This window comes from Bordetella bronchialis (assembly GCF_001676705.1).
Lineage (GTDB): Bacteria > Pseudomonadota > Gammaproteobacteria > Burkholderiales > Burkholderiaceae_B > Bordetella_C > Bordetella_C bronchialis.
On sequence record NZ_CP016170.1, the window covers coordinates 3543132 to 3565170 of the forward strand.

At 67.7% G+C, this 22039-nt stretch carries 24 protein-coding genes; 10 read left to right on the forward strand and 14 right to left on the reverse strand.

Features of this window, described 5'->3' with window-relative positions; genetic code table 11:
- Positions 1 to 2 precede the first annotated feature (2 nt).
- From BAU06_RS15560 to BAU06_RS15575, 4 genes are read right to left on the reverse strand one after another with little or no spacing between them, the layout of a single operon-like run.
- Complete coding sequence (locus BAU06_RS15560) at positions 3 to 815, reverse strand: carbohydrate ABC transporter permease (protein ID WP_066351298.1); 813 nt, start codon at positions 813 to 815, stop codon at positions 3 to 5.
- A complete protein-coding gene (locus tag BAU06_RS15565) occupies positions 808 to 1698 on the reverse strand; it encodes a carbohydrate ABC transporter permease (protein WP_066351307.1) in 891 nt (296 codons plus the stop codon). The genes BAU06_RS15560 and BAU06_RS15565 overlap by 8 nt, the downstream gene beginning before the upstream one ends.
- Positions 1695 to 2798: an ABC transporter ATP-binding protein gene (locus tag BAU06_RS15570; RefSeq protein ID WP_066351319.1), complete on the reverse strand. Its 1104-nt coding sequence runs from the start codon at positions 2796 to 2798 to the stop codon at positions 1695 to 1697. The genes BAU06_RS15565 and BAU06_RS15570 overlap by 4 nt, the downstream gene beginning before the upstream one ends.
- Positions 2798 to 3901 (reverse strand): ABC transporter ATP-binding protein, encoded by a 1104-nt coding sequence (locus BAU06_RS15575; protein ID WP_066351324.1) that lies wholly within the window; start codon positions 3899 to 3901, stop codon positions 2798 to 2800. Before BAU06_RS15575 ends, BAU06_RS15570 begins: the two co-directional genes overlap by 1 nt.
- 149 nt (positions 3902 to 4050) lie before the next feature.
- Between BAU06_RS15575 and pdxR the strand changes: the two genes are divergently transcribed.
- Positions 4051 to 5466 (forward strand): MocR-like pyridoxine biosynthesis transcription factor PdxR, encoded by a 1416-nt coding sequence (pdxR, locus tag BAU06_RS15580; RefSeq protein ID WP_066359143.1) that lies wholly within the window; start codon positions 4051 to 4053, stop codon positions 5464 to 5466.
- Here pdxR and BAU06_RS15585 read toward each other — a convergent pair whose 3' ends face one another.
- From BAU06_RS15585 to BAU06_RS15595, 3 genes are all read right to left on the reverse strand, one after another.
- A complete protein-coding gene (locus BAU06_RS15585) occupies positions 5467 to 6423 on the reverse strand; it encodes a tripartite tricarboxylate transporter substrate binding protein (RefSeq protein ID WP_231933884.1) in 957 nt (318 codons plus the stop codon).
- A gap of 70 nt (positions 6424 to 6493) precedes the next feature.
- Positions 6494 to 7048, reverse strand: coding sequence for a DUF4232 domain-containing protein (locus BAU06_RS15590; protein WP_066351339.1), 555 nt, complete (start codon positions 7046 to 7048; stop codon positions 6494 to 6496).
- Positions 7049 to 7267: 219 nt separating this feature from the next.
- Entirely contained in the window at positions 7268 to 8713 is a 1446-nt protein-coding gene (locus BAU06_RS15595) for an MFS transporter (protein WP_066351345.1), read from the reverse strand.
- A 260-nt stretch (positions 8714 to 8973) separates the two neighbouring features.
- Between BAU06_RS15595 and BAU06_RS15600 the strand changes: the two genes are divergently transcribed.
- Together BAU06_RS15600 and BAU06_RS15605 are read left to right on the forward strand one after the other, a co-directional pair.
- Positions 8974 to 9228 carry a hypothetical protein gene (locus BAU06_RS15600; RefSeq protein WP_066351356.1) on the forward strand — a complete coding sequence of 85 codons (255 nt, stop codon included), beginning with the start codon at positions 8974 to 8976 and terminating at the stop codon, positions 9226 to 9228.
- Between the two features lie 75 nt (positions 9229 to 9303).
- Positions 9304 to 9888, forward strand: a complete 585-nt coding sequence (locus tag BAU06_RS15605) for a DNA-3-methyladenine glycosylase I (protein WP_066351365.1) — start codon at positions 9304 to 9306, stop codon at positions 9886 to 9888.
- Positions 9889 to 9940: 52 nt separating this feature from the next.
- Here BAU06_RS15605 and BAU06_RS15610 read toward each other — a convergent pair whose 3' ends face one another.
- Positions 9941 to 10765: an alpha/beta fold hydrolase gene (locus BAU06_RS15610; RefSeq protein WP_066351374.1), complete on the reverse strand. Its 825-nt coding sequence runs from the start codon at positions 10763 to 10765 to the stop codon at positions 9941 to 9943.
- 425 nt (positions 10766 to 11190) lie between these two features.
- Between BAU06_RS15610 and msrB the strand changes: the two genes are divergently transcribed.
- Together msrB and msrA are read left to right on the forward strand one after the other, a co-directional pair.
- Positions 11191 to 11640 (forward strand): peptide-methionine (R)-S-oxide reductase MsrB, encoded by a 450-nt coding sequence (msrB, locus tag BAU06_RS15615; protein ID WP_066351385.1) that lies wholly within the window; start codon positions 11191 to 11193, stop codon positions 11638 to 11640.
- Positions 11637 to 12155, forward strand: coding sequence for a peptide-methionine (S)-S-oxide reductase MsrA (gene msrA / locus BAU06_RS15620; RefSeq protein ID WP_066351391.1), 519 nt, complete (start codon positions 11637 to 11639; stop codon positions 12153 to 12155). The genes msrB and msrA overlap by 4 nt, the downstream gene beginning before the upstream one ends.
- 45 nt (positions 12156 to 12200) lie before the next feature.
- Here msrA and BAU06_RS15625 read toward each other — a convergent pair whose 3' ends face one another.
- Positions 12201 to 13403, reverse strand: coding sequence for an MFS transporter (locus tag BAU06_RS15625; protein WP_066351397.1), 1203 nt, complete (start codon positions 13401 to 13403; stop codon positions 12201 to 12203).
- 134 nt (positions 13404 to 13537) lie between these two features.
- Between BAU06_RS15625 and BAU06_RS15630 the strand changes: the two genes are divergently transcribed.
- On the forward strand, positions 13538 to 14320 hold the full coding sequence (locus BAU06_RS15630; RefSeq protein WP_066351406.1) for an AraC family transcriptional regulator: 783 nt from the start codon (positions 13538 to 13540) through the stop codon (positions 14318 to 14320).
- A 9-nt stretch (positions 14321 to 14329) separates the two neighbouring features.
- Here the strand turns inward: BAU06_RS15630 and BAU06_RS15635 are convergent, their stop codons facing one another.
- Positions 14330 to 15625 carry a YbfB/YjiJ family MFS transporter gene (locus tag BAU06_RS15635; protein WP_066359145.1) on the reverse strand — a complete coding sequence of 432 codons (1296 nt, stop codon included), beginning with the start codon at positions 15623 to 15625 and terminating at the stop codon, positions 14330 to 14332.
- A 191-nt stretch (positions 15626 to 15816) separates the two neighbouring features.
- Here BAU06_RS15635 and BAU06_RS15640 point away from each other — a divergent pair, with 191 nt between their 5' ends.
- Entirely contained in the window at positions 15817 to 16746 is a 930-nt protein-coding gene (locus BAU06_RS15640) for a LysR family transcriptional regulator (protein ID WP_066351420.1), read from the forward strand.
- A 42-nt stretch (positions 16747 to 16788) separates the two neighbouring features.
- On the opposite strand, the gene BAU06_RS15645 is transcribed toward BAU06_RS15640, so the two are convergent.
- Entirely contained in the window at positions 16789 to 17691 is a 903-nt protein-coding gene (locus BAU06_RS15645) for a LysR family transcriptional regulator (protein WP_066351426.1), read from the reverse strand.
- A 98-nt stretch (positions 17692 to 17789) separates the two neighbouring features.
- Between BAU06_RS15645 and BAU06_RS15650 the strand changes: the two genes are divergently transcribed.
- A complete protein-coding gene (locus tag BAU06_RS15650) occupies positions 17790 to 18662 on the forward strand; it encodes an aldo/keto reductase family oxidoreductase (RefSeq protein WP_066351433.1) in 873 nt (290 codons plus the stop codon).
- Positions 18663 to 18737: 75 nt separating this feature from the next.
- Here the strand turns inward: BAU06_RS15650 and BAU06_RS15655 are convergent, their stop codons facing one another.
- Together BAU06_RS15655 and BAU06_RS15660 are read right to left on the reverse strand one after the other, a co-directional pair.
- Positions 18738 to 19613, reverse strand: coding sequence for an SDR family NAD(P)-dependent oxidoreductase (locus BAU06_RS15655; RefSeq protein WP_066351442.1), 876 nt, complete (start codon positions 19611 to 19613; stop codon positions 18738 to 18740).
- A gap of 107 nt (positions 19614 to 19720) precedes the next feature.
- Positions 19721 to 20299 (reverse strand): TetR/AcrR family transcriptional regulator, encoded by a 579-nt coding sequence (locus tag BAU06_RS15660; RefSeq protein WP_066351451.1) that lies wholly within the window; start codon positions 20297 to 20299, stop codon positions 19721 to 19723.
- Positions 20300 to 20413: 114 nt separating this feature from the next.
- Here BAU06_RS15660 and BAU06_RS15665 point away from each other — a divergent pair, with 114 nt between their 5' ends.
- Together BAU06_RS15665 and BAU06_RS15670 are read left to right on the forward strand one after the other, a co-directional pair.
- Positions 20414 to 20746, forward strand: coding sequence for an ArsR/SmtB family transcription factor (locus tag BAU06_RS15665; RefSeq protein WP_066351462.1), 333 nt, complete (start codon positions 20414 to 20416; stop codon positions 20744 to 20746).
- The gene (locus BAU06_RS15670) at positions 20739 to 21209 is read left to right on the forward strand and encodes an SRPBCC family protein (protein ID WP_066351465.1); all 471 of its coding nucleotides are present in this window, start codon (positions 20739 to 20741) and stop codon (positions 21207 to 21209) included. The genes BAU06_RS15665 and BAU06_RS15670 overlap by 8 nt, the downstream gene beginning before the upstream one ends.
- Before the next feature lie 56 nt (positions 21210 to 21265).
- On the opposite strand, the gene BAU06_RS15675 is transcribed toward BAU06_RS15670, so the two are convergent.
- Positions 21266 to 22030: an SDR family oxidoreductase gene (locus BAU06_RS15675; RefSeq protein WP_066351468.1), complete on the reverse strand. Its 765-nt coding sequence runs from the start codon at positions 22028 to 22030 to the stop codon at positions 21266 to 21268.
- Positions 22031 to 22039: the final 9 nt, after the last annotated feature.

The window sequence follows — 22039 nt, forward strand, 5'->3', positions numbered from 1 at the left end:
CCCTATACCCGGCCCATGGCGAAGCCCTTGGCGATATACCGGCGCACGAACCAGATCACGATGGCGCCCGGCACGATGGTCAGCACGCCGGCAGCGGCCAGCACGCCCCAATCCATGCCCGCGGCCGAGACGGTGCGCGTCATGGTCGCCACGATGGGCTTGGCGTTCACCGAGGTCAGCGTGCGCGCCAGCAGCAGCTCCACCCAGCTGAACATGAAGCAGAAGAACGCCGTCACGCCCACGCCGGCCTTGATCAGGGGCAGGAATATGGTCAGGAAAAACCGCGGAAAGGAATAGCCGTCCACATAGGCGGTTTCGTCGATCTCGCGCGGCACGCCGGACATGAAACCTTCCAGTATCCACACGGCCAGCGGCACGTTGAACACCAGGTGCGCCAGCGCCACCGCGATGTGCGTGTCCATCAGGCCCAGCGACGTATACAGCTGGAAGAAGGGCAGCAGGAAGACGGCCGGCGGCGTCATCCGGTTGGTCAACAGCCAGAAGAACACATGCTTGTCGCCGATGAAGCTGTAGCGCGAGAACGCATAGGCCGCCGGCAGCGCCACGGCCAGCGAGATCGCCGTGTTGATGGCCACATAGATCAGCGAATTGATGTAGCCCGAATACCAGGCCGGGTCGGTAAAGATGGTCTGGTAATGCCGCAGCGTGAATTCGCGCGGCCACAGCGTCAGGGCGCCGACGATTTCGGTATTGGTCTTGAACGACATGTTCAGCATCCAGTACAGCGGCAGGATGGCGAACAGCAGGTAAAGGATCAGGAAGGCGCTGCGCCAGACGATGGGTTTTTCACGCATGGGCGTTCTCCTCATCCATGGCGCCGGACGTCCCGGCCCGCTGGATCCAGTTATACAGGATGAAGCACAGCAGCAGAATGATCAGGAAGTAGACGATGGAGAACGCCGCCGCCGGCCCCAGGTCGAACTGGCCCACCGCCTTCTGCGTCAGGTATTGCGACAGGAAGGTGGTCGCGTTGCCGGGCCCGCCGCCGGTCAGGACAAACGGCTCGGTATAGATCATGAAGCTGTCCATGAAGCGCAGCAGCACCGCGATCAGCAGCACGCCGCGCATCTTGGGCAGTTCGATGTAGCGGAAAACCGCCATGCGCGACGCGCCGTCGATGCGGGCCGCCTGGTAGTAGGCGGGCGGAATGGCGCGCAAGCCGGCGTAGCACAGCAGCGCCACCAGCGGCGTCCAGTGCCAGACATCCATGACGAGTACCGTCAGCCAGGCGTCCAGGTCATCCCCCGTGTAGTTGTAGTCGAAGCCCATCCAGGACAGCGTGGCGCCCAGCAGGCCGATATCGGTGCGGCCGAACACCTGCCATATCGTCCCCACGACGTTCCAGGGAATCAGCAGCGACAGGGCCACCACCACCAGCACGGCCGAGGCCTGCCAGCCCCTTGCCGGCATGCACAGCGCCAGCAGGATGCCCAGGGGAATCTCCACCAGCAGCACCGCCAGGGAAAAGCCGATCTGCCGCCATAGCGCGTTGTGCAGCTCGGGATCCTGCAGCACGGCGGCGAACCACTCCGTGCCGACGAAGACGCGCCGTTCCGGCGAGATGATGTCCTGCACCGAGTAGTTGACGATGGTCATCAGCGGCAGGATGGCGGAAAACGCCACGCAGACCACCACCGGCAGGACCAGCAGCCAGGCTTTCTGGTTGATCGGCTTCATCGGATCAGCTCCTCGTCGCGGTAAAAGCAGCTATGCGCGTTCAGCACGGAAAGCCACGCGGTGGTGCCGGCGGCCGCGGCGTCGCTATCCAGCGGCAGCCGGGCCCGCACGGGATGGCCTTCGAAATTGCCGGTCAGCAGCAGATAGGTGCCGACGTCCTGGATGCGGGTGACGGCGACGGGCAAGGCGCCCGGCGTCCGCGGCGCGCACAGGCTGGCGAATTCAGGCCGTATGCCCAGCGTGAAGGTTCCCGCGGCCGCCAGCGCGGCGGCGGCGTCCGCGCTTTCCGTCGCCGGCGGCGTCCATCCCAGGTCGTGCGTGCCGACGTGCACGCTGCCTTGCTCCCAGCGCGCCGGCAGGAAGTTCATCCCCGGCGAGCCGATGAAGTGGCCGACGAAGGTATGGGCGGGCCGCAGGAACAGGTCGTCGGCCGTGCCCACCTGCATCACCTTGCCGCGCGACATCACGACGACCTGGTCGGCGAAGGTCAGGGCCTCGGTCTGGTCGTGCGTAACGTAGATCAGCGTCAGCTTGAATTCCTGGTGGATCTCCTTCAGCTTGCGCCGCAGCGCCCACTTCAGGTGCGGATCGATCACGGTCAGCGGTTCGTCGAACAGGATGGCGGAGACGTCGCTGCGCACCAGCCCCCGGCCCAGGGATATCTTCTGCTTGGCGTCGGCCGCCAGCCCGCTGGCGCGCCGGTCCAGCACCGCGGAAAGTTCGAGCATCTCGGCGATGCGCCCTACCCGCTCGCGCACGCGCTGCGGCGGCACGCCGCGGTTGCGCAGCGGAAAAGCCAGGTTCTCGGCCACCGTCATGGTGTCGTAGACGACGGGAAACTGGAATACCTGGGCGATGTTGCGCTGCTGGGGGCTGTGTTGCGTCACGTCGCGGCCGTCGAAAAGAATGTGGCCGCCGGAAGGCCGCAGCAGGCCGGACACGCAATTCAGCAGTGTCGTCTTGCCGCAGCCGGATGGCCCGAGCAGCGCATAGGCGCCGCCGTCCCGGAAGGTGTATTGCAAGGGCAGCAGGGCGTAGTCTTCTTCGCGGGCGGGATGGGCAACATAGGAATGCGACAGGTCCAGCTCGATGCTCGCCATCAGTGTGCCCCCACGCGTGCCGAAGCGGCCGCCACGCGATGCGCGGGCGCGGCCAGCAGGTCTCCCGCCGCATCGAAGGCGTAGGTCTGTGCGGGATCGAAATACAGGCTGACGGTCTCGCCCAGGGCGAAACGATGGACGCCCGTCAGCTGGGCCACCAGGCTGCCCGCCGGCGTGCTGGTGTGCACGAAGGTATCGGAGCCGGATATCTCGGCCAGGCGCACCGTGGCCCGCACGGCCACGCAGCCGGGCCGCGCATCCAGGTGCAGCGCGCCGGCCCGCAGGCCGGCCGTGATGGCGCCGCCGGTATCGGCGGCGGCCGGCAACACCCGCGGCACGCGCAGGCCGTCTTCCAGCACGAAGCCCTGCCCGTCGCGCCGCGCGGGCAGCAGGTTCATCGGCGGATCGCTGAAAACCCGCGCGACACGGATGGAGCGCGGACGATGGAAGACTTCCGCCGTGGGGCCGACCTGCAGCAATTCGCCCGCGTCCAGCACCGCCGTATGGCCGCCCAGCAGCAGGGCCTCGGCCGGCTCGGTGGTGGCATAGATCACGGTGGAACCGCCTTGCTCGAACAGCTCGGTCAGTTCTTCGCGCAGCGCCTCGCGCAGCTTGTAGTCCAGGTTGACCAGCGGCTCGTCCAACAGGATCAGCGGCGCGTCCTTGACCAGCGAACGGGCCAGCGCCACGCGCTGCTGCTGGCCGCCGGAGAGCTCGGCGGGATAGCGGTCCAGCAGATGCTCGATATGCAGCCTGGCCGCCATCGCCCGCACGCGGGCTTCCACGCCCGGCACGCGCCGCAGCCGCAATGGCGAGGCGATATTGTCGAAAACGTTCATCGACGGATAGTTGATGAACTGCTGGTACACCATCGCCACGTTGCGGTCCCGCACCGGCACCCGCGTGACGTCCACGCCATCGACCTTTACCGCGCCCCGGCTGGGGCGGTCCAGCCCGGCCATGACCCGCATCAGCGACGTCTTGCCCGCCTGGGTCACACCCAACAACACCGTCATGGCCCCGGGTTCCGGGGCAAGGCTCATCGGATACAGCAGGACTTGTGATCCCGCCTGGCGTTCAATGCCCTCCAGCATCAGCCGCATCGCGTCTCCTGACGAAAAGCTGCATGTTGGCTTTCATCTTGTTTTCTCCGTTTGTACAGAAAGCGCGGAAGAAAGACAACGCCACGGGGCCGATGTGTCGCGAACAGGCCCGTCATCAAGCGGCCGATGATTTTATGTACGATCGCGGCATGGATACCTCCGACCGCTTTCAGATCGCCATCGACCGGGACGCCCGCGTGCCGTTGGCCGGACAAATCCACAACGCCATCGGCAAGGCCATCCGCGAAGGGCGGCTGGCGCCCGGCGCGCGCCTGCCCTCCTGGCGCGACCTTGCCGCGCAGCTGGGCGTGGCGCGCGGCACCGTGCGCGCGGCCTACGAGCGCCTGATCGACGAGCAGTTGCTGGTTCCCGCCGGTGCGGCCGGGACCTTCGTTTCGCGCCATGGCATACCGGCCCCGCCACCGCCCTCTCCCGGCGACACCGCGCCCGTGCCGGACCTGATCCAGCGGTTCTCCGCCAAACCCCTGGTGTTCCAGATGGGCGTGCCCGGGCAGGACACCTTTCCCGCCACCGTGTGGTCGCGGCTGTTTGCCCAGGCGGCGCGGGAGACGGCGGCCGGCCCCATGGGCTATCCCGATCCGCGTGGCGAGGCACGGCTTCGCGAACAGATCGCCGCCTACCTGGCGCTGGCGCGCGGACTGGCGTGTTCGCCGGCGCAGATCCTGATCACCACCGGCTATAGCGGCGCGCTCAACCTCGTCATCCGCGCGCTGGGCCTGGAAGGGCAGGCGGCCTGGATGGAGGACCCGGGTTTTCCCTTGACGCGGCGCGCCCTGGCGCTGGCAGGCATGCGCCTGGTCCATGTCCCGGTCGACGCGCAGGGATTGGATGTGGAAGCAGGCGTGCGCGCCGCGCCGGAGGCGGCGCTGGCGGTGGTCACGCCCGGCCAGCAGGCGCCGCTTGGCGTGACCATGGCGCCCGCCCGCCGGCGCGCCCTGCTCGATTGGGCCGCACGCCAGGGCGCATGGATCGTGGAGGACGACTTCCTGAGCGAGCTGCAGCTACGCGGCCGCGCCGCGCCCGCGCTGGCGGCGCTGGACGATGCCGGCCGCGTGCTGCATATCGGCACGTTCAGCAAAACCCTGAGCCCGGTGCTGCGGCTGGGATTCATCGTCGTGCCGGCCGCCAAGGCGCGTCATTTCACGGAAGTGGCGGCCTGCCTGGCGCCCGCCCCGGCCTCGGCGCCCCAGCTGGCGCTGGCGGAGTTCATCGCCCAGGGCCACTACCTGCGGCACCTGCGCCGCATGAAGCGCCTGTATGCCGCGCGCCGCGATGCCCTGACGGCCTGCCTGGCGCGCTCGCCCTTGCACGCCAGCCCCGCGATGGCCGGGCTGGCGGTGCGCCTGGCCCTGCCCGACGGCGCGGACGATACGGATATCGCCCGGCGTGCGCTGGACCACGGCATGGCCCCCGGCGCGCTGTCGAACTGGTACGTCTCGATGCCGGCCCGGCCCGGCCTGATGCTGGCCGTCAGCAACGTGTCGGAACAGACCGTGGAAGCGGATTGCCGCACGCTGGCGCGGCTGATCCACGGCAAGGGCTGATCAGTCCACTTCCGCGCCGGAAGCCTTGACCGCCGCGCCCCATTTGGCGATCTCGCCGTCGATGAAGGCCGCGGTCCGCGCGGGGGTCATCGCCATCGGCTCGGCGCCGCGCTCGCGCAGATAGCCCTGCATGGCGGGCGAATTCAGGATCGCGCCGATGCGCTGGCTGAGAAAATCCACCACCGGCGCCGGCGTGTCCTTGGGCGCCAGCACGGCCGCCCAGCCGATGGCCTCGAAGCCGGGATAGCCGGATTCCGCGATGGTCGGCACGTCGGGCAGCTGGGGCAGGCGCTTGGCCGTCGTCACCGCCAGCGCGATCGCCTTGCCGCTTTGCACATGCGGCAAGCCCGCCGTCACGGAATCCACCATCAGCGGCACCTGATTGCCCAGGAAGTCCGCCTGGGCCGGGCCGCTGCCCTTGTAGGGAATGTGGCGGATATCGATCCCGGCGGCCGCCTTGAACATTTCGGCCGACAGATGCTGGGTCCCGCCCACGCCGGCGCTGGCGTAGGCCAGTTCGCCCGGATGCGCCTTCGCCCGCTGCACGAGCTCGCCCAGCGTCTTGATGCCCGATTGGGGATTGGACAGGAACATCAAGGGCACGGAAAACACGCCGGTCACGGGGGCGTAGTCCTTGGCCAGGCTGTAGTCCAGCTTTTTGTAAAGCGTCTGGTTGACCGCCGACGCGCTGCCGGCGATGACCAGCGTGTAGCCGTCGGCCGGCGCGCGCGCCGCCTGCGCCATGCCGATATTGCTGCCGGCGCCGGCGCGGTTATCGACGATGATGGGCTGCTTGAGCTCCGCGCCCAGTTTTTCCGCCAGCGCGCGGGCGAAGATGTCCGTCGCCTGCCCGGGCGGGAACGGCACGATCATGCGGATGGCGCGATCGGGATATTGGGCGTGGGCGCCCGCGGCGGCCGCGGCCAATGCCGCACCCGCGATCAGTTGTTTGAACACGATGTCCCCCTCCTGTGTAGCCAGTTTTGCGAATTCCGCATTATGGCAAATCGCGGGAGGGCGCCCTGCCCTACCGTGGCGCGGGACGGTAGACGGGATCGCGGCGCAGCAAGGTCAGGCCGTAGGTCGGAGACTTGTTGGCGGGACCGCACATGCGGGTCCGCAACGGCGCTTCGAAGCCGCGCGGCCCGATGGCCAGCGTGGCATAGGCGACCGTGACGCAATTGCCGTCGCCATAGGCATCGCTGGACACCCAGCGCGCTTCGCTGGTCAGTTCCGCGCCGGCCGGCACGGCGACGGGCGGGATGACGGGACCCGGATGCATGCCGGGCGGCACCTGCGCCACCACGGGCAGCGGCTGCCGTCCGGCATCCAGGAAACGGACTTCCGGCCGCGCCGGCACGGTGCAGGTATCCGGGCCCAGATTGCGCAGCACCAGCAGCGTCCCGGAATGCGACATGCCATCGAACTGTCCCGCTTCCCGGTCGACGGCGAAGGACAGCTGGGCCGGATCGCAGGCCGGCTCGGCCCGCGCGGCCGCCGGGCCCAGGACGGCCGTGGCCGCGAGGGCTATCGATCCGAGCACCGGAAGGACGGATGCCCGCAAGCGGATGATCTCGTTCATTGCCTGAATGCCTTGCTATGCGGAAAACACGGACTGCCCGGGAACAGGTTGCAGCGGCCCGGTATTTGCCCGTGTCCGGGCCCGGTCGCGCCACGGACCCGGGAACGCAGGACCGCTGCCCCGGATTATGCACGGACGCGGCGCACCGCCGCCGCGCCGGACACCTTATGTGCCATGAAATTACGGCCGGCCGGGGCGCGCGGCAAGGACGACTTCGCCTTACTCGCCCGCCGCCGCGGCCAGCATCGCCCGGCGGGCGCGGCGGCGCCATTCGTAGGCGAAGGTGCAGAGCACAAGCAAGCCCACCACGATGAACTCCATGGCGAGCACGCCGCTGGCGCCTTGCAGATAATTGCCGCCCGGCTCGGTCAGGAAATGCGTCAGCACCGAACCCGAGATCGCGGGTCCCAGTCCCAGCGCGCTTTGCTGCACCGTGGACAGCGTCGCGCTGCCCGCGCCGGCATGTTCGGGCGGGACTTCCGAGAGCCCGATGCGGAAGAAGCAGCCCACGATGAACGCCTGGCCGAAGCCGATGGGCACCGTCGCCGCCATCAGGTTGAACACGGTGGGATCGGGCCACACCGCGCGGAAGGAGAACAGCAGCGCCAGCACGCCGGCCATCTGGATCAGGCAACCGGCGATCAGTACCGGCGCCTTGTCGAAACGCGCCACCGCGCGGCTGGTGACCAGGGAACCGATGAAATACGCGGTGCCCATGGCGATGAAGGTGTTGCCCGAGGACAAGGCCGACATGCCGGCGCCGGCCTGCAGGGTCAGCGCCATCGCGAACATGAAGCCGCTCCAGCTGGAGAAAAACAGTACGGCGATGCAAACGCCGAAGCGGATACTGGAAAGCCGCAGCAGCGAAGGCGGCAGCAGCGGGAAGGCCTTGCGGCGTTCCTGCCGCAGCTCGATTTTCCACAGCGCGTACAGCAGGAAGGGCACGGCGCCCAGCATGATGCGGCACGACCAGGGCCAATGCAGCACCGGTCCCAGGGCAACCGGAATCAGCAGGCACAGGATCACAATGGCCAGCACCCACGTGCCCGGCCAGTCGATGCGGGCCGGGTGCGACGCGCGCGTCTCGGGCAACAGCCGGCGCGCATAGGCCATGACGACCAGGCCGATGGGCAGGTTGATCAGGAATACGCTGCGCCAGCCCAGGCCGCCCACGTCCAGCGACACCAGCAGCCCGCCAAGGACCTGCCCGACCACGAAAGCCAGCCCGCCGATCGCCCCGTACAGGCCCAGGGCCCGTGAGTGCTCCGGGCCCCGCAGGCTGACGTGTATGGTCGCCAGTATCTGCGGCACCGCCAGCGCGGCGGCCACGCCCTGCAGCGCGCGCGCCACGAGCAACACCCATACCTGTCCGGCCAGGCCGCACAGCACCGACGCCACGGTAAACAGCATCACGCCCCACCAGAACACGCGGCGGCGGCCGTAGTTGTCGCCCAGGCGTCCGCCCATCGCCAGGCAGACGGCGAAGGCAACCCCGTAGATGGCGACGATCAGTTCCAGCTCCATCTCGCTGGCATGCAGCGATCGCGCCATCGCATCCAGCGCGACGTTGACGATGGAGAAGTCGATCATGGGCAGCAGCTGGCCGGCCAGCAGCAGGTACAGGCCTGCCCGGCCGAGTTGCGCGTTGGATGAGGGAGCGGTCATGGCACGGCGAGCGCGCCAGCCCCCGGAATACGGACGGACGCGCCGCGATAAGGTGATGAATGCGAGGAGCGCAGTATATTTTGCGGTGCAGTAAACCTGGGACAAACCCCTGCTGAGCAGAGGGTCGAGCGCGTCATTTCAGGTCATCGTCAGCGTCCGCGCGCCGAGCCGGGCGCACCGCATGGCACTCCCCGGCCAGGAACCTTCACCCGACGCGCCGCACTCACGCGACTCGCTCGTTTACCGCAGGAGTTTCCGCAATGAACATCACCTCTATTGGCGCATCGCCCGCGCTGCCCACGCCCGCCGGGCGGCCCGCTCCCCAGGACGGCCTGATGGACTGGCTGCCGTCGGTCTCGGCGGTGGCCGGGGCAGTTGGCGACTGGCTGGAAAGCTACGTCACGCCCACGCTTGCCCAGGCCGTTGCGGCGTCCGATGCCGCGCAGGTCGGCGATCTCATGATCCATGGCCGCGATGGCGCCGTGCTGGCGCCGCGCCCGCCCGCCACGGAATAGGCCGGGCCGATACCGGACGGCGCATCCATGACCGGCGCCACTACAATCCGGCGTCATCTCATCCGGATCCACGCCATGACCACGCCCCTCCACCGCTGCAGCTGGGCCACCGACGATCCCCTGATGCGGGACTACCATGACAAGGAATGGGGCGTGCCGCAGCGCGACAGCCGCATGCTGTGGGAAATGCTGATGCTGGAAGGCTTCCAGGCCGGCCTGTCCTGGATTACCGTCCTGCGCAAACGCGAGGCCTTCCGCGAGGCGTTCGCCGGTTTCGATCCGGCCATCGTGGCGCGCTACGGCGACAAGGACATCGAACGGCTCATGGCCAACCCCGGCATCATCCGCGCGCGCGCCAAGATCCAGGCCACCATCGCCGGCGCCCGCATCTACCTGGACATGCAGGACCAGGGCACGCGCTTCAGCGACTTCTGCTGGTCCTTCACCGACGGCGCGCCGATCCAGAACGATGGCAAAAACTGGGCGGCGACGTCGCCCCTTTCGGAGCGGATATCCAAGGAGCTGAAGCGCCGCGGCTTCAAGTTCGTCGGACCGACCATCGTCTACGCGTGGATGCAGGCCGTGGGCATGGTCAACGACCATGCCGCCGATTGCTTCCGGCGCGCGCAGGTCCTGCGCGCCGCCGGCCGCGCTCGCTGAAAACCGCGCGGCCGGCGCGCTCGCTCGGGGCGAGCGCGCCGCGGACACCCGGTCAGCCGCGGATGAAGGCCAGCAAGTCCTCGTTGATCACGTCCGCATGGGTGGTGCACATGCCATGCGGAAAGCCCTTGTAGACCTTGAGCGTGCCGTGCTTCACCAGCTTGGCCGCCAGCGGCGCCGAATCCTCGAACGGCACGATCTGGTCGTCATCGCCATGCATGAACAGGACCGGCACGTCGATCTGCTTCAGGTCCTCGGTGAAATCGGTTTCCGAGAAGGCCTTGATGCAGTCGTAATGGGCGTTGGCCGCGCCCATCATGCCCTGGCGCCACCAATTCTGGATCACGCCCTCCGACACCTTGGCGCCGCTGCGGTTATAGCCATAGAACGGGCCCCCGGGCACGTCCAGGAAGAACTGGGCGCGGTTGGCCGCCAGCGCCTGGCGAAAACCGTCGAAGACTTCCAGCGGCAGGCCGCCCGGGTTCTTCTCGCTTTTGACCATGACGGGCGGTACCGCGCCTATCAGCACCGCCTTGGCGACACGGCCTTTTCCATGCCGCGCGACGTAGCGCGTGACTTCGCCGCCCCCGGTCGAATGGCCCACGTGGATCGCGTCGCGCAGGTCCAGCGCCGCGGCCAGTTCGGCGACGTCGGCGGCGTAGGTATCCATTTCATGGCCCGTGGCGGTCTGCGAAGAGCGGCCGTGGCCGCGCCGGTCGTGCGCGATCACCCGATAGCCCTTGTGCAGGAAGAACAGCATCTGCGCATCCCAGTCGTCCGCGCTGAGCGGCCAGCCGTGATGGAAAACGATGGGCTGGCCCGTCCCCCAATCCTTGTAGAAAATCTCGGTGCCGTCTTTCGTCTTGATGGTGCTCATCGGAAGCCCTCTTCGGTTAAGTGGGAATGCATGGACAGTGCCGGGACGCAGGGATCGCGCGGCGCCCGGAACACGGCGGACGCCCTGCCGTGGCGAAGGGACATCGTCGACCGCGAGGATGTCACGGTCATGACGCGCACGGCCAGGACCAACGGTGGGAATACCGGCCGAACGGCCGGCGCTTGCAGCGTATACCGCGGCGGTCCGCATCGTCCATCGCAAACGCCGCGATCAACCTTAGGGATAAGACCGGCATCCGGGAAACCGGGACCGCGCGCGGGTTATCGCCCCGCCGGGCGTAGGGGAAACATATACTTCTTCCTGAGTGGCCGCCCGTTCCGGCCATGAAAAGCGCCCGGGCGGCCGCCTTGAATATCGCCGGCCCCGCCCCACCTATAGGGTCCTTCTTCGTCCAAGGAGCAACTATGTCCATGTACCGCAAAGATCCGGAGGCCATCGCGCGGCTCACGCCCGAGCAATACCGGGTCACCCAGGAAAGCGCCACCGAACGGCCAGGCACCGGGGAATACCTGGACAACAAAGAACCGGGCATCTACGTCGACATCGTATCCGGCGAACCGCTGTTCGCTTCGTCCGACAAGTATGAATCCGGCTGCGGCTGGCCCAGCTTCACCAAGCCCATAGAGCCCGCCAATATCAACGAATTGCGCGACACCTCGCATGGCATGATCCGTACCGAAGTCCGGTCCACGCATGGCGACAGCCACCTGGGCCACGTATTTCCGGACGGGCCGCGCGACCGCGGCGGCCTGCGCTATTGCATCAATTCGGCGTCGTTGCGCTTCATTCCGCGCGACCGGATGGAAGCGGAAGGCTATGGCGCCTATCTCGATCAAGTGGAGGACATCCAATGAGCCAGGAACGCGCTGTACTCGCCGGGGGCTGCTTCTGGGGGATGCAGGACCTTATCCGCCGCTTCGACGGCGTCATCTCGACGCGCGTGGGATACACGGGCGGCGATGTCCCCAACGCCACCTACCGCAACCACGGCACGCATGCCGAGGCGATCGAAATCATTTTCGACCCGGACAAGACCAGCTACCGGCAACTGCTGGAATTCTTCTTCCAGATCCACGACCCCACCACGCGCAACCGCCAGGGCAACGACATCGGCACCAGCTACCGTTCGGCGATCTACTACACCAGCCCCGAACAGAAACGCGTGGCCGAAGACACGATCGCCGACGTGGACGCGTCAGGCCTGTGGCCCGGCAAGGTAGTCACCGAAGTCGCCCAGGCCGGTCCGTTCTGGGAAGCCGAACCGGAACACCAGGACTATCTGGAACGCATCCCGAACGGCTATACCTGCCATTTCGTGCGCCCCAATTGGAAGCTGCCGCGGCGCTCGCAGCCCGTCGGCGCCGACTAAGGCGCATCGCGGCCATGGGCCCCTGTCCCATGGCCGCTCCTGTGTTCAGCGGGATGGGCCGCCATGGGCAGCCATCTGCCTGGCCCGGCCCGCCAGCGCCCCGAACACCGCCATGACCGCGGACAGCACAATGCCGCCGGCCATCACCGTATGCCAGTTGCCGGCCACGTCGTGCGCCATGCCGGCCAGGATGGGCCCGCAGGCCGCCAACAGGTAACCGACGCCCTGGGCCATGCCCGACAGCGCCGCCGCCTGGTGCGCATTGGCCACGCGCAGGCTCATGAACATCAGCGACAGGATGATCGCGCTGCCCGAGCCGGCGCCGAAAAGCACCGCCCACACCGTCGCCAGGCCGGGGGCATACAGGAAGCCGACCAGGGACACGCCTATCGCCACGCCCATCGCGGCCGAGATCGCCGCCTGGTTTTTCATGCGGCTGACAATGGACCCCAGCACCAGTCCCGGCAAGGCGCAGGCCAGCTGCATCAATCCGTGCAGCGAGCCCGCCTGCGCCGCGGTATACCCGTGGTCGATCAATATGGCGGGCAGCCATCCCACCAGGACGTAGTACAGCAAGGAGTTGATTCCCATGTACAAGGTGACCTGCCAGGCGATCGGGGAGTGCCAGACGCGGCCGCCATGCGGCATGGCCGCCGTGCTCCTGGCCGGCGCGGTATGCGCGCCGAGCTGCGCGCTCCAGGCGACGATGGCGGCCAGGGGCAGCACGGCGAGCGCGCCCAGCGCCGCGCGCCAGCCATAGGCCTCGGCCAGCGGCACCGCGGTGGCAGAGGCGCCGGCCGCGATGGCGCCCATCATCAAGGCGGACAAACCCGTCACGGTGGGCACCTTGTGGGGAAAATCGCGCTTGACCAGGCTGGGCAGCAGCACATTGGCGATCGCGATGCCGGAACCGATGACGCAGGTCCCCGCGAACAAGCCCCACAGGGGTGCGACGGAGCGGATCGCCATCCCCGCGATGACCAGGACCAAGGCGCCGAACAAGGTCCTCTCCAGACCGTAGGCGCGGGCGATGGAGGCGGCGAACGGCGAAATCACGCCGAAGGCGACCAGGGGAAGCGTCGTCAGCAAGCCGGCCTGCGCGCGCGTCAGCCCGTACGCCGACTGGATCATGTCCAGCACCGGCGCGACGCCGGTGACAGGCGCGCGCAGCGTGCACGCAATGAGCAGCAGCCCGGCGATGAGCAGGAGTGGCCTTGCGACGGGAAGGCGGGCCGTTTGTGTAGACATGGCAGGAAGTACCGATAAGGAAGAGATGGCAATGTCGTCACCTTACCCGTATCTTCCGCATATGAATTTAGCTACTATGCCAACAAATATCTAAAAACTGCCAAAGTTGCTTCACGCCTGCCGGCCCTGGCCCCATGCTGCTCGATAGCCTGCCCCTGGACTTCAACCTGGACTTCGCCACCGGGCCCGTAACCGGCCTGCATCTGCAGGCCGCGGACCACGGTACGGAGATCCCCATCCACCACCATCGCCAGGGGCAATTGATCCTGGCCATGAAAGGCGGCGTCACCTGCGAAGTCTCCGGCGCGATCTGGATGGTGCCGCCGCGCTATGCCGTATGGGTGCCGGGCATGATGCCCCATAGCATTCGCGCCACCGCCAACGCGCAAATCTGCTACCTGTATGTGCAGCCGGGCGCCGCGCCGCTGCCGGCCGACTGCTGCACATTGGCGATCTCGCCCTTGGTGCATGCCCTCATCCTGGACATGGCGGACCAGGCGGCCGACTACCTGGCCGACAGCCCGACCGGCCGCAAGGCGGCGGTATTGCTGGAGGAACTCGCCACCATGCCCGTGGAACGCTTGCACTTGCCGATCTCCGACGAGCCGCGCATGCGCAGGATCGCCACCATGCTATCGGACAATCCGGCCGACCGCCGCACGCTGGCGCAATGGGGCGAGGTAGTCGCCATGAGCGAGCGCTCCCTGGCCAGGCTGGTACGGCAGGAAACCGGACTCACCTTCGGCCGCTGGCGGCAGCAATTGCACCTGATCGTCGCGCTGCGGCAACTGGCGGAGGGCCGCACGGTACAGCGGGTGGCCGAGGAACTGGGCTACGAGTCCGTCACCGCCTTCATCACCATGTTCAAGAAGTCGCTGGGCAAGCCGCCGGCCAAATACTTCGCGTCGATAGGATGAAGGCGGCCATCACGCGGCGGCGCGCGCGCGCTTGCCCGCCAGCAGGTCTATCGCCAGGGCCAGCACCATCGCCCCCGTGCCGATGACGAACAGCAAGCCATAGTCGCCGCCGCTGCGGGTGAAGACGAAGGACAAGGCATAGGCGGCCAGCGCCTGGAACAGGGCGAAGCCCACCGTCGCCGTCCGCCAGGCCGGATTGCGATGGGCGGGGTGATGCGCCAGCAACTCGTGCACGCGTCCCAGTACCAGCGGCACCGTCCCCGTCACGAAAGCGCCCACCACCACGCTGGACGCCATCAGCCAGCCCGCGCCCAGGCCCAGCGCCGGTACCAGCACGCCACACGCCTGCAAGGTGAAGGCCAGCCGCAGGGCGCGCGCGAAACCCGTGCGGTCGGCCAACGCGCCGGCCAGCACGGGCCCCACCGTGGCGCCGATACCGAAGAGCACCCAATATTGCGCGCCGGCCTGCAGGCCCTGTCCCAGGCCGCGCGCGACGAAGTCCACCAGGAAAATCATGTGCGGGACCCAGCCGGCGGCATTCAAGGCGTATTCCACGTACAGCGCCCGCAGCCCCGGTACGCGCGGCGTCCGATGCCGCGGGGAGGCCGCTTGCGGCCCGGCGGGCCGCGCCTCGGCCGGCCGCGCCTCAGCCGGCCGCGCCTGAGCCGGCCGCGCCTGGGCCGGCCGCGCCTGCCCGGCAGGGGCTGGCGGGGCTGCCCCGTCCCGGGGCCAGCCCTTCCACGCGATCGCCGTCAAGGCCACGGACAGGACGCCCAGGCCCAGCCAGGCATCCCGCAGGCCTTGCGCCAGCAGCAGGGGCACCAGCGTGCCGGAGGCCGCTACGCCGACGCCAACGCCCATGAAAATGACGCCCCCCGCGAGCCCGCGCCGCGCCGCGGGCACCAGCGGCAGCACGGCAGGCGCCGCCAGCACCATGAGCGCGCCCCCCGCCAGCCCGGCCAGGAAGCGCCAGGCGAAGAACCAGGCAAAGGAAAGCGGGTAGGCGCAGGCGAAGAACGCGACGGTGGCCAGTACCATCATCGCCCGCAGGGTGGCGGCGACCGGCCAGCGTGCCGCGATGGGGCGGCCCAGCAATGCGCCCGCCAGATAGCCCGCCAGATTGGCCGCGCCCAGGTAGGCGGCCACCGAGGCCTCGAACCAATGCGCGCCGACGATGGCGGGCAGCAGCGGCGTATAGGCAAAACGGGCCAACCCGATGCCGACCAGGCTGGCGCAAAAGCCGGCCAGCGTCGCCCAGCGGGCGCCGGCACCCTGCTTGATGGTTTCGCCGCCGTCGATGTCCATGGTCCTGTCCATGATGCGCTCCTCGTCTGCCTGACGCACTCAAGCGTACGCCTGGCCAGCTATCTGAAGAAGCGAATTAACAAGATACGGGATATCTGCCCTAGTGATATGTGCTACGCTGGCCGGCGTGCCACTGGTCCGGGGCGGCCATCGCCCGCCCCGCCGGCATGCCGCGTTTTCCGGGGGGAACCATGGACGTCGCCGATCTCAAAACCCTTGCCGCCGTCGCCAGGCACGGCAGCATGAACAAGGCAGCAAGCGAGCTGCATACCGTCCAGTCCAATGTCACCGCCCGCATCCGCGCGCTGGAAGACGAACTGGGCGTACCGCTTTTCCAGCGCCACGCGCGTGGCGTCACGATCACCCCCGCGGGACAGCGCATGCTGCCTTTCGTCGGCCGCATCGCCAAACTGCTGGCCGAAGCGCGCGCGGCGGCCCGGGACGACGGCTCGCCCGCGGGCGCCCTGGCGCTGGGCGGCCTGGAAACCACCACGGCGTTGCGCCTTTCGCCGCTGTTGATCGAGTTCGCGCGCGCCTACCCGCAGGTCACGCTATCGCTGGGCACGGGCACCACCACCGCCCTGCTGCGCGACGTCGTGGAATGCCGGCTGGACGGCGCCTTCGTCAGCGGGCCGGTCGACCACCCGGACATCCACCAGGAGACCATCTTTACCGAGGAACTGGTGCTGGCCACCAGCCCCGCCATCCGCTCCTTGAAGGATCTTGCCAAGGTCGCCGACCTCAAAACCGTCGTCTTCAATGTCGGCTGCTCCTATCGGCAGCGCCTGGAAACCCTGCTGGCCGGCATGGGCATCGTCGTCGCGCGGCCGCTGGAATTCGGCTCGCTCGATGCCATCCTCAGCTGCACGGCCGCCGGTGTGGGCGTGACCTTGCTGCCCCGGGGCGTGGTCCAGTCGGCTTTCGAGGCCGGACGGATCGCGCTGCATCGCCTGCCGCGCGAACAGGCGCGCGCGGAAACCTTGTTCATCCGCCGCACGGATGGCTACGTCTCCAGCGCGCTGACCGCCTTCCTGGACATTGCGCGACGCTTCCATCGCGTCCCGGAAAAAGACCGGGCGCCGGTGCCCATTTCCACGCTGGCGCCTCTCAAGCGCGCCTGAGCAGCCTGCGCGCCGGCGCTCTGATGCGATCGACGACAGCCTTCAGCGCGGCGGGGCTTTGATGAAATCGACGAAGGCCTTCAAGGGCGCGGGCATCAGCCGTCTTCCGGAGTAATAAAGAAAGGGCCCGGAGAACTTCGGCCACCACGACGACAGGACGGGCTCCAGCGCGCCGCTTGCCAGATGCGGGCGCAGCCAATCCTCGAACAGGTAAACGATGCCGGTGCCGGCGATCGCCGCATCCACGGCCAGGTCCACGGCGCCGCCGATACGCACGATCAGCGGCCCGCCGGGTTCGATGCGCACGACCTCGCCACCCCGCTCGAACTCCCACGCGGGCGTCGCTCCGCTGGGGAAGCGGCCACGCAGGCAGGCATGGCGCATGAGCTCGCGCGGATGCCGGGGCCGGCCATGGCGATCCAGATAGGCGGGCGCGGCCGCCGCGGCAAAGCGCTGCACGCGCGGTCCGATCGGCACCGCGATCATGTCCTGCTCCAGGCGTTCCTCGTAGCGTATGCCCGCGTCGCAGCCGGCCGCCAGCACGTCCACAAAGCTTTCCTCGGCCACCACTTCCAGCTGGATATCGGGATAGGCGGCCAGGAAGGACGGCACGATGGCCGGCAAAACCAGGCGCGCCGCGCTCATGGGCACATTCAGCTTGAGCGTGCCCGCCGGCCTGTCGCGGAACCGGTTGACCGTATCCAGCGCGGCTTCCATCTCCGCCAGCGCTGGCGCCAGGCGGGTCAACAGACCCTGGCCCGCTTCGGTCGGCGCCACGCTGCGCGTGGTCCGATGCAGCAAGCGGACGCCCACCTGGGCCTCCAGCCGCCGCACGGCCTCGCTCAGGCGCGAGGCGCTGGTGCCGCCCAGGCGCGCCGCGTCGCGAAAACCCCCGGCTCGCGCCACCGCGGCGAAGGCATGCAAATCGTTCAGGTCGACCTTCATTGTTTTGTTTTCCGCACAACCCGTGCGGATTGTATGGGATTATCGCGCGCGGCCCCAGCCGCTATCTTGTCCGCATGATTCATCAAGGAGATTACGTCATGTCCAAGATCGACAAAGCCGGCGCCCATCCCCTGGCCGGCCGCACCGTCAACCGGCTGGGCTACGGCGCCATGCAGCTGGCCGGCCCCGGCGTATTCGGTCCCCCCAAGGACCGCGAGGCGGCGCTGGCCGTACTGCGCGAGGCCCTGGCCTCGGGCGTGAACCACATAGACACCAGCGACTTCTACGGTCCCCACATCACCAACCAGTTGATCCGCGAAGCCCTGGCCCCCTATCCGGAAGACCTGGTCATCGTCACGAAGGTGGGCGCCCGGCGTGACGAGAAAGGCGCATGGCTGCCGGCGTTCTCGCCGGAAGCGCTGACACAGGCGGTTCACGATAACCTGCGCAACCTGGGACTCGATGTACTGGACGTGGTCAACCTGCGCATCATGTTCGACGTGCACCGGCCCGCGGAAGGATCCATCGAAGCGCCGCTGGCCGCGCTGGCGGAACTGCAACGGCAAGGCCTGGTGCGCCACATCGGCCTGAGCAACGTCACCGCCGCGCAGATCGCCGAAGCACGGCGCATCTGCGACGTCGGCTGCGTGCAGAACCAGTACAACCTGGCACATCGCGATGACGATGCGCTGATCGACGAACTGGCGCGCGCGGGCATCCCTTATGTGCCCTTCTTCCCCCTGGGCGGCTTCAATCCGCTGCAATCGTCCATCCTGACGGATGTCGCGCGTGGCCTCGACGCCACGCCGATGCAGGTGGCGCTGGCCTGGCTGTTGCGGCGCGCGCCCAACATCCTGCTGATTCCCGGCACGTCGTCCCTTGGCCACCTGCGCGAGAATCTCGCCGCCGCGACCCTGCATCTTCCGGACGACGCGATGGCGGCGCTGAACGCGGTCGCGGCGACGCGCTAGGGTCGGCCGGGCCGCCGAAGAGGCGGCTGCATTCCATCGCAACCGCCATCAGCCGCCGTCCGGGACCGACGCGCGTTATTTGAAACGCTTCAGCGCGTCCAGCCCGGCAGGCAGGCCCGCGCCGGGAAAGTGGGTGGACAGCGTGGTCGGCCGCCACGCCTCCAGCTCGCGCGCGCGCTCCGCCTCGGCCTGCTCGCAGACGTATAGCGCGTCGCCGCCCAGCAACAGGCGCAAAGGAAGATCCTCGCGGTTCGACAGGTCGAGTATCAAGCGGGCGATCTTGGCCGGATCTCCGACTTCCTGGCCGGCGTAGCCCGCAAGCAATTGCAGCACGCGCCCGACCGACGGCTCGTAATCCGGCAGGATGCCATCGGTCGTTCCCCGCGCCGTGCTTGCCCAGTCCGTCCGCATGCCCCCAGGCTCCAGCGTGCAGACCTTGATCCCCAGATGCGCGACTTCCTTGGCGACGACATCGCTGAAACCGCCGACGGCCCACTTCGCCGCCTGATAGGCGGACAGTCCCGGCGTAGAAGTGCGCCCCCCCACGGATGACACCTGGAAGATGTGGCCGCGCCGCTGCGCCCGCATCACCGGCAACACCGCGCGCGTCAGGTTGACCACCCCGTACAGATTGGTCTCGATCTGGCCGCGGAAATCCTCGGACGACATTTGCTCGAACGGCCGGGCATGGCCATAACCGGCGTTGTTCACCAGGACATCGATCTGCCCGTACGCATCGACGGCCGCCTTCACGGCTTGCCGCGCCGCGGTCTCGTCCTGGACATCGAGGACGACAGGAAGAATGCGACCGCCATGGCGTGCGGCCAGATCGGACAGGCGCGACGGATCGCGGACCCCGGCGACCAGACGATGGCCCGCCTCCAATACCGCCTCGCCGATGAAGCGGCCCAGGCCGCGCGCGGCCCCGGTAACCAGCCAGACTTTCGACATGCTCGACTCCTTGCGAAAAGGCCGCGTGACGCGACCGTGATTAAATGGTTGATTACTCACTCATTAATTAGTCTATCCGCCGCGCCCACTGCGAGCCCCGTGCGTGGCTAGCCCGCCTTCAATACCGCCCACAATGCCCGGAAACCCTGTTCCCGATATCCCTCGGCGCTGCCGGGGTCTCGCGCGATGAACTCCATCGTCGTGGCGGCCAGGGACGTGAAGAGCGCACCGCGAAAGGCCTTGACCTCTTCTTCGGGCAAGGCCCCGGGCGCGCCCAGGCGCTCGCGCAACATGGCGCTGATTTCGCCGAAGCCTTCCGCGCCCGCGGCGCGATGCCGCGCATCGATACGGCCGCTCACATCCAGCTGCCGCAAGGCCTTGCGCCCGTCCGGATTGGCCAGGCCCCAGCCGATATAGGCGTCCCAGACATGGCGGACGCGGCGCTCCAGGCTGCCCCCGCGCGGGAATCCGTCCAGCATCGCCTGGCGCAATCCCGCCTTCAGGCTGACATACAGCTCGTTCAGCAGGACATCCTTGCTGTCGAAGTAGGTGAATATCGTGCCTTCGGCGACACCGGCCAGCCGGGCGATCCGCGCCGTCGTCGCGGCCTCGCCCTCCGCCGCCAATGCCTGCGCGGCGCCGGCCAGGATCGCATCGCGTTTGTCCTCGCTGCGCGGACGTGCCATATGCCTCTCGATAAATGAGCGATTACTCAATCATATCCCTATCCGGCAACGCACGCTTGACATGCAAGCCATTGCTTGCCTATCATTCATGCAAGCGATTACTTGCCTTTCGAGATGACGGAGCCCCACGACACCGACCTGCTTTTCAAGGCCCTGGCCGACCCCAGCCGCCGCAAGCTGCTGGACCTGCTGCATGCCCACGATGGCCGCACGCTCAACGAGCTATGCGCACACCTGGACATGAGCCGGCAAGGCGTCACGCAGCACCTGGCGCTGCTCGAGGCCGCCAACCTGGTCGCCACGCAGCGGCAAGGCCGCGAAAAACTGCATTTCCTCAATCCGGTACCGCTGCAGGAAATCTACGAGCGCTGGATTGCCAAGTTCGAGAAGCCGCGTCTCAAGGCGATCTCGGACCTCAAACGACGACTGGAGAGACCCGATGGCTAGATCCACCTTTGTCTACGTTGCCTATATCCGCACCACGCCCGAGAAACTGTGGTCGGCGCTGACCGACCCGGCCTTCATGGAGCAGTACTGGTTCGGCATGCATTGCGAAAGCGCATGGACCGCGGGGTCTCCCTGGACGCTGCTGTCCAGCGATGGCCGGGTATTCGATGCGGGCGAAATCGTCGAAGCCGATCCGCCACGACGCCTGGCGATACGCTGGCAGAACGAATTCCGTCCGGAGCTCAAGGCCGAGGGCCCGTCGCTGTGCACGATGGAGCTGGAAGCCGTGGAGGACGCGGTCAAGCTTTCCATTACGCATACGATAGAGCGTGACCCTTCCAGGCTTATCGAGGCCGTGTCCGGCGGCTGGCCCAAGGTCATCTCGAACCTGAAATCGCTGCTGGAAACCGGCTCGGCGGTATTGAGGGACCCCTACCCCGATCCGAAGTCCGCCGCTCGCTAACGAGCCGCGCCATCGACCATGCCGCGCCCGGCGCGATGGCGCGGGAATCGCTCCCGCTACGCCGGTGCGGCATATGTCTTTCGATCCTCGGCGGCAAGCGCGACCGCATCGGCGCCCGCGGGAAACCGCAGGCCCTTCGATAGGTCCGATGCCGCTCGCCACACCGCATGCGCCACGTCGATCTCGCGCGTCACCGCGCCGACCTCGGCCAGCGACGAAAAGCAAGCCTGCGCCAGCGGGGCATAGGGCTCGGTGACCAATCCCCGCATACGGGCCTGTCCGTTCTCGGCGAATCGGGTAGACGGGGCATATCCGGGCTCGACCAGCTTGACGCGGATATTGAACGCTTCCAGCTCCAGCGCGAGGGATGCGCTGAAGCCCTCGATGGCCGTCTTGCTGGCCGTATAGGCGGCCACCAATGGAAACGGCGCCAGGGTCGCGCTCGACGTTACGTTGACGATCGCACCGGATTTGCGTTCCCGGAAGCCCGGCAGCAGCGCCTGGGTCACCGCCATCGTGCCGAAGGTATTGGTTTCGAAGACTTCGCGCACGATACGCATCGGGGTCGCCTCGAAAGCGCCGAACAGGCCGATGCCGGCATTGTTGACCAGCACATCGACCGGTCCGCAGGCTTGCACCGCCGCCGCGATACTGGCGGGATCCGTCACGTCCAGGGGCAGTACCGTCATCCGCGGCGATCGCGGAATGTCCTCGCGCGGGCTGCGCATGGTGGCGATCACATTCCAGTCCTGCGAGTGGAAATAGGCGGCGATCGCCTCGCCATAGCCGGACGAGCAGCCGGTGATCAAGACAGTCTTCAATGGGTTCTC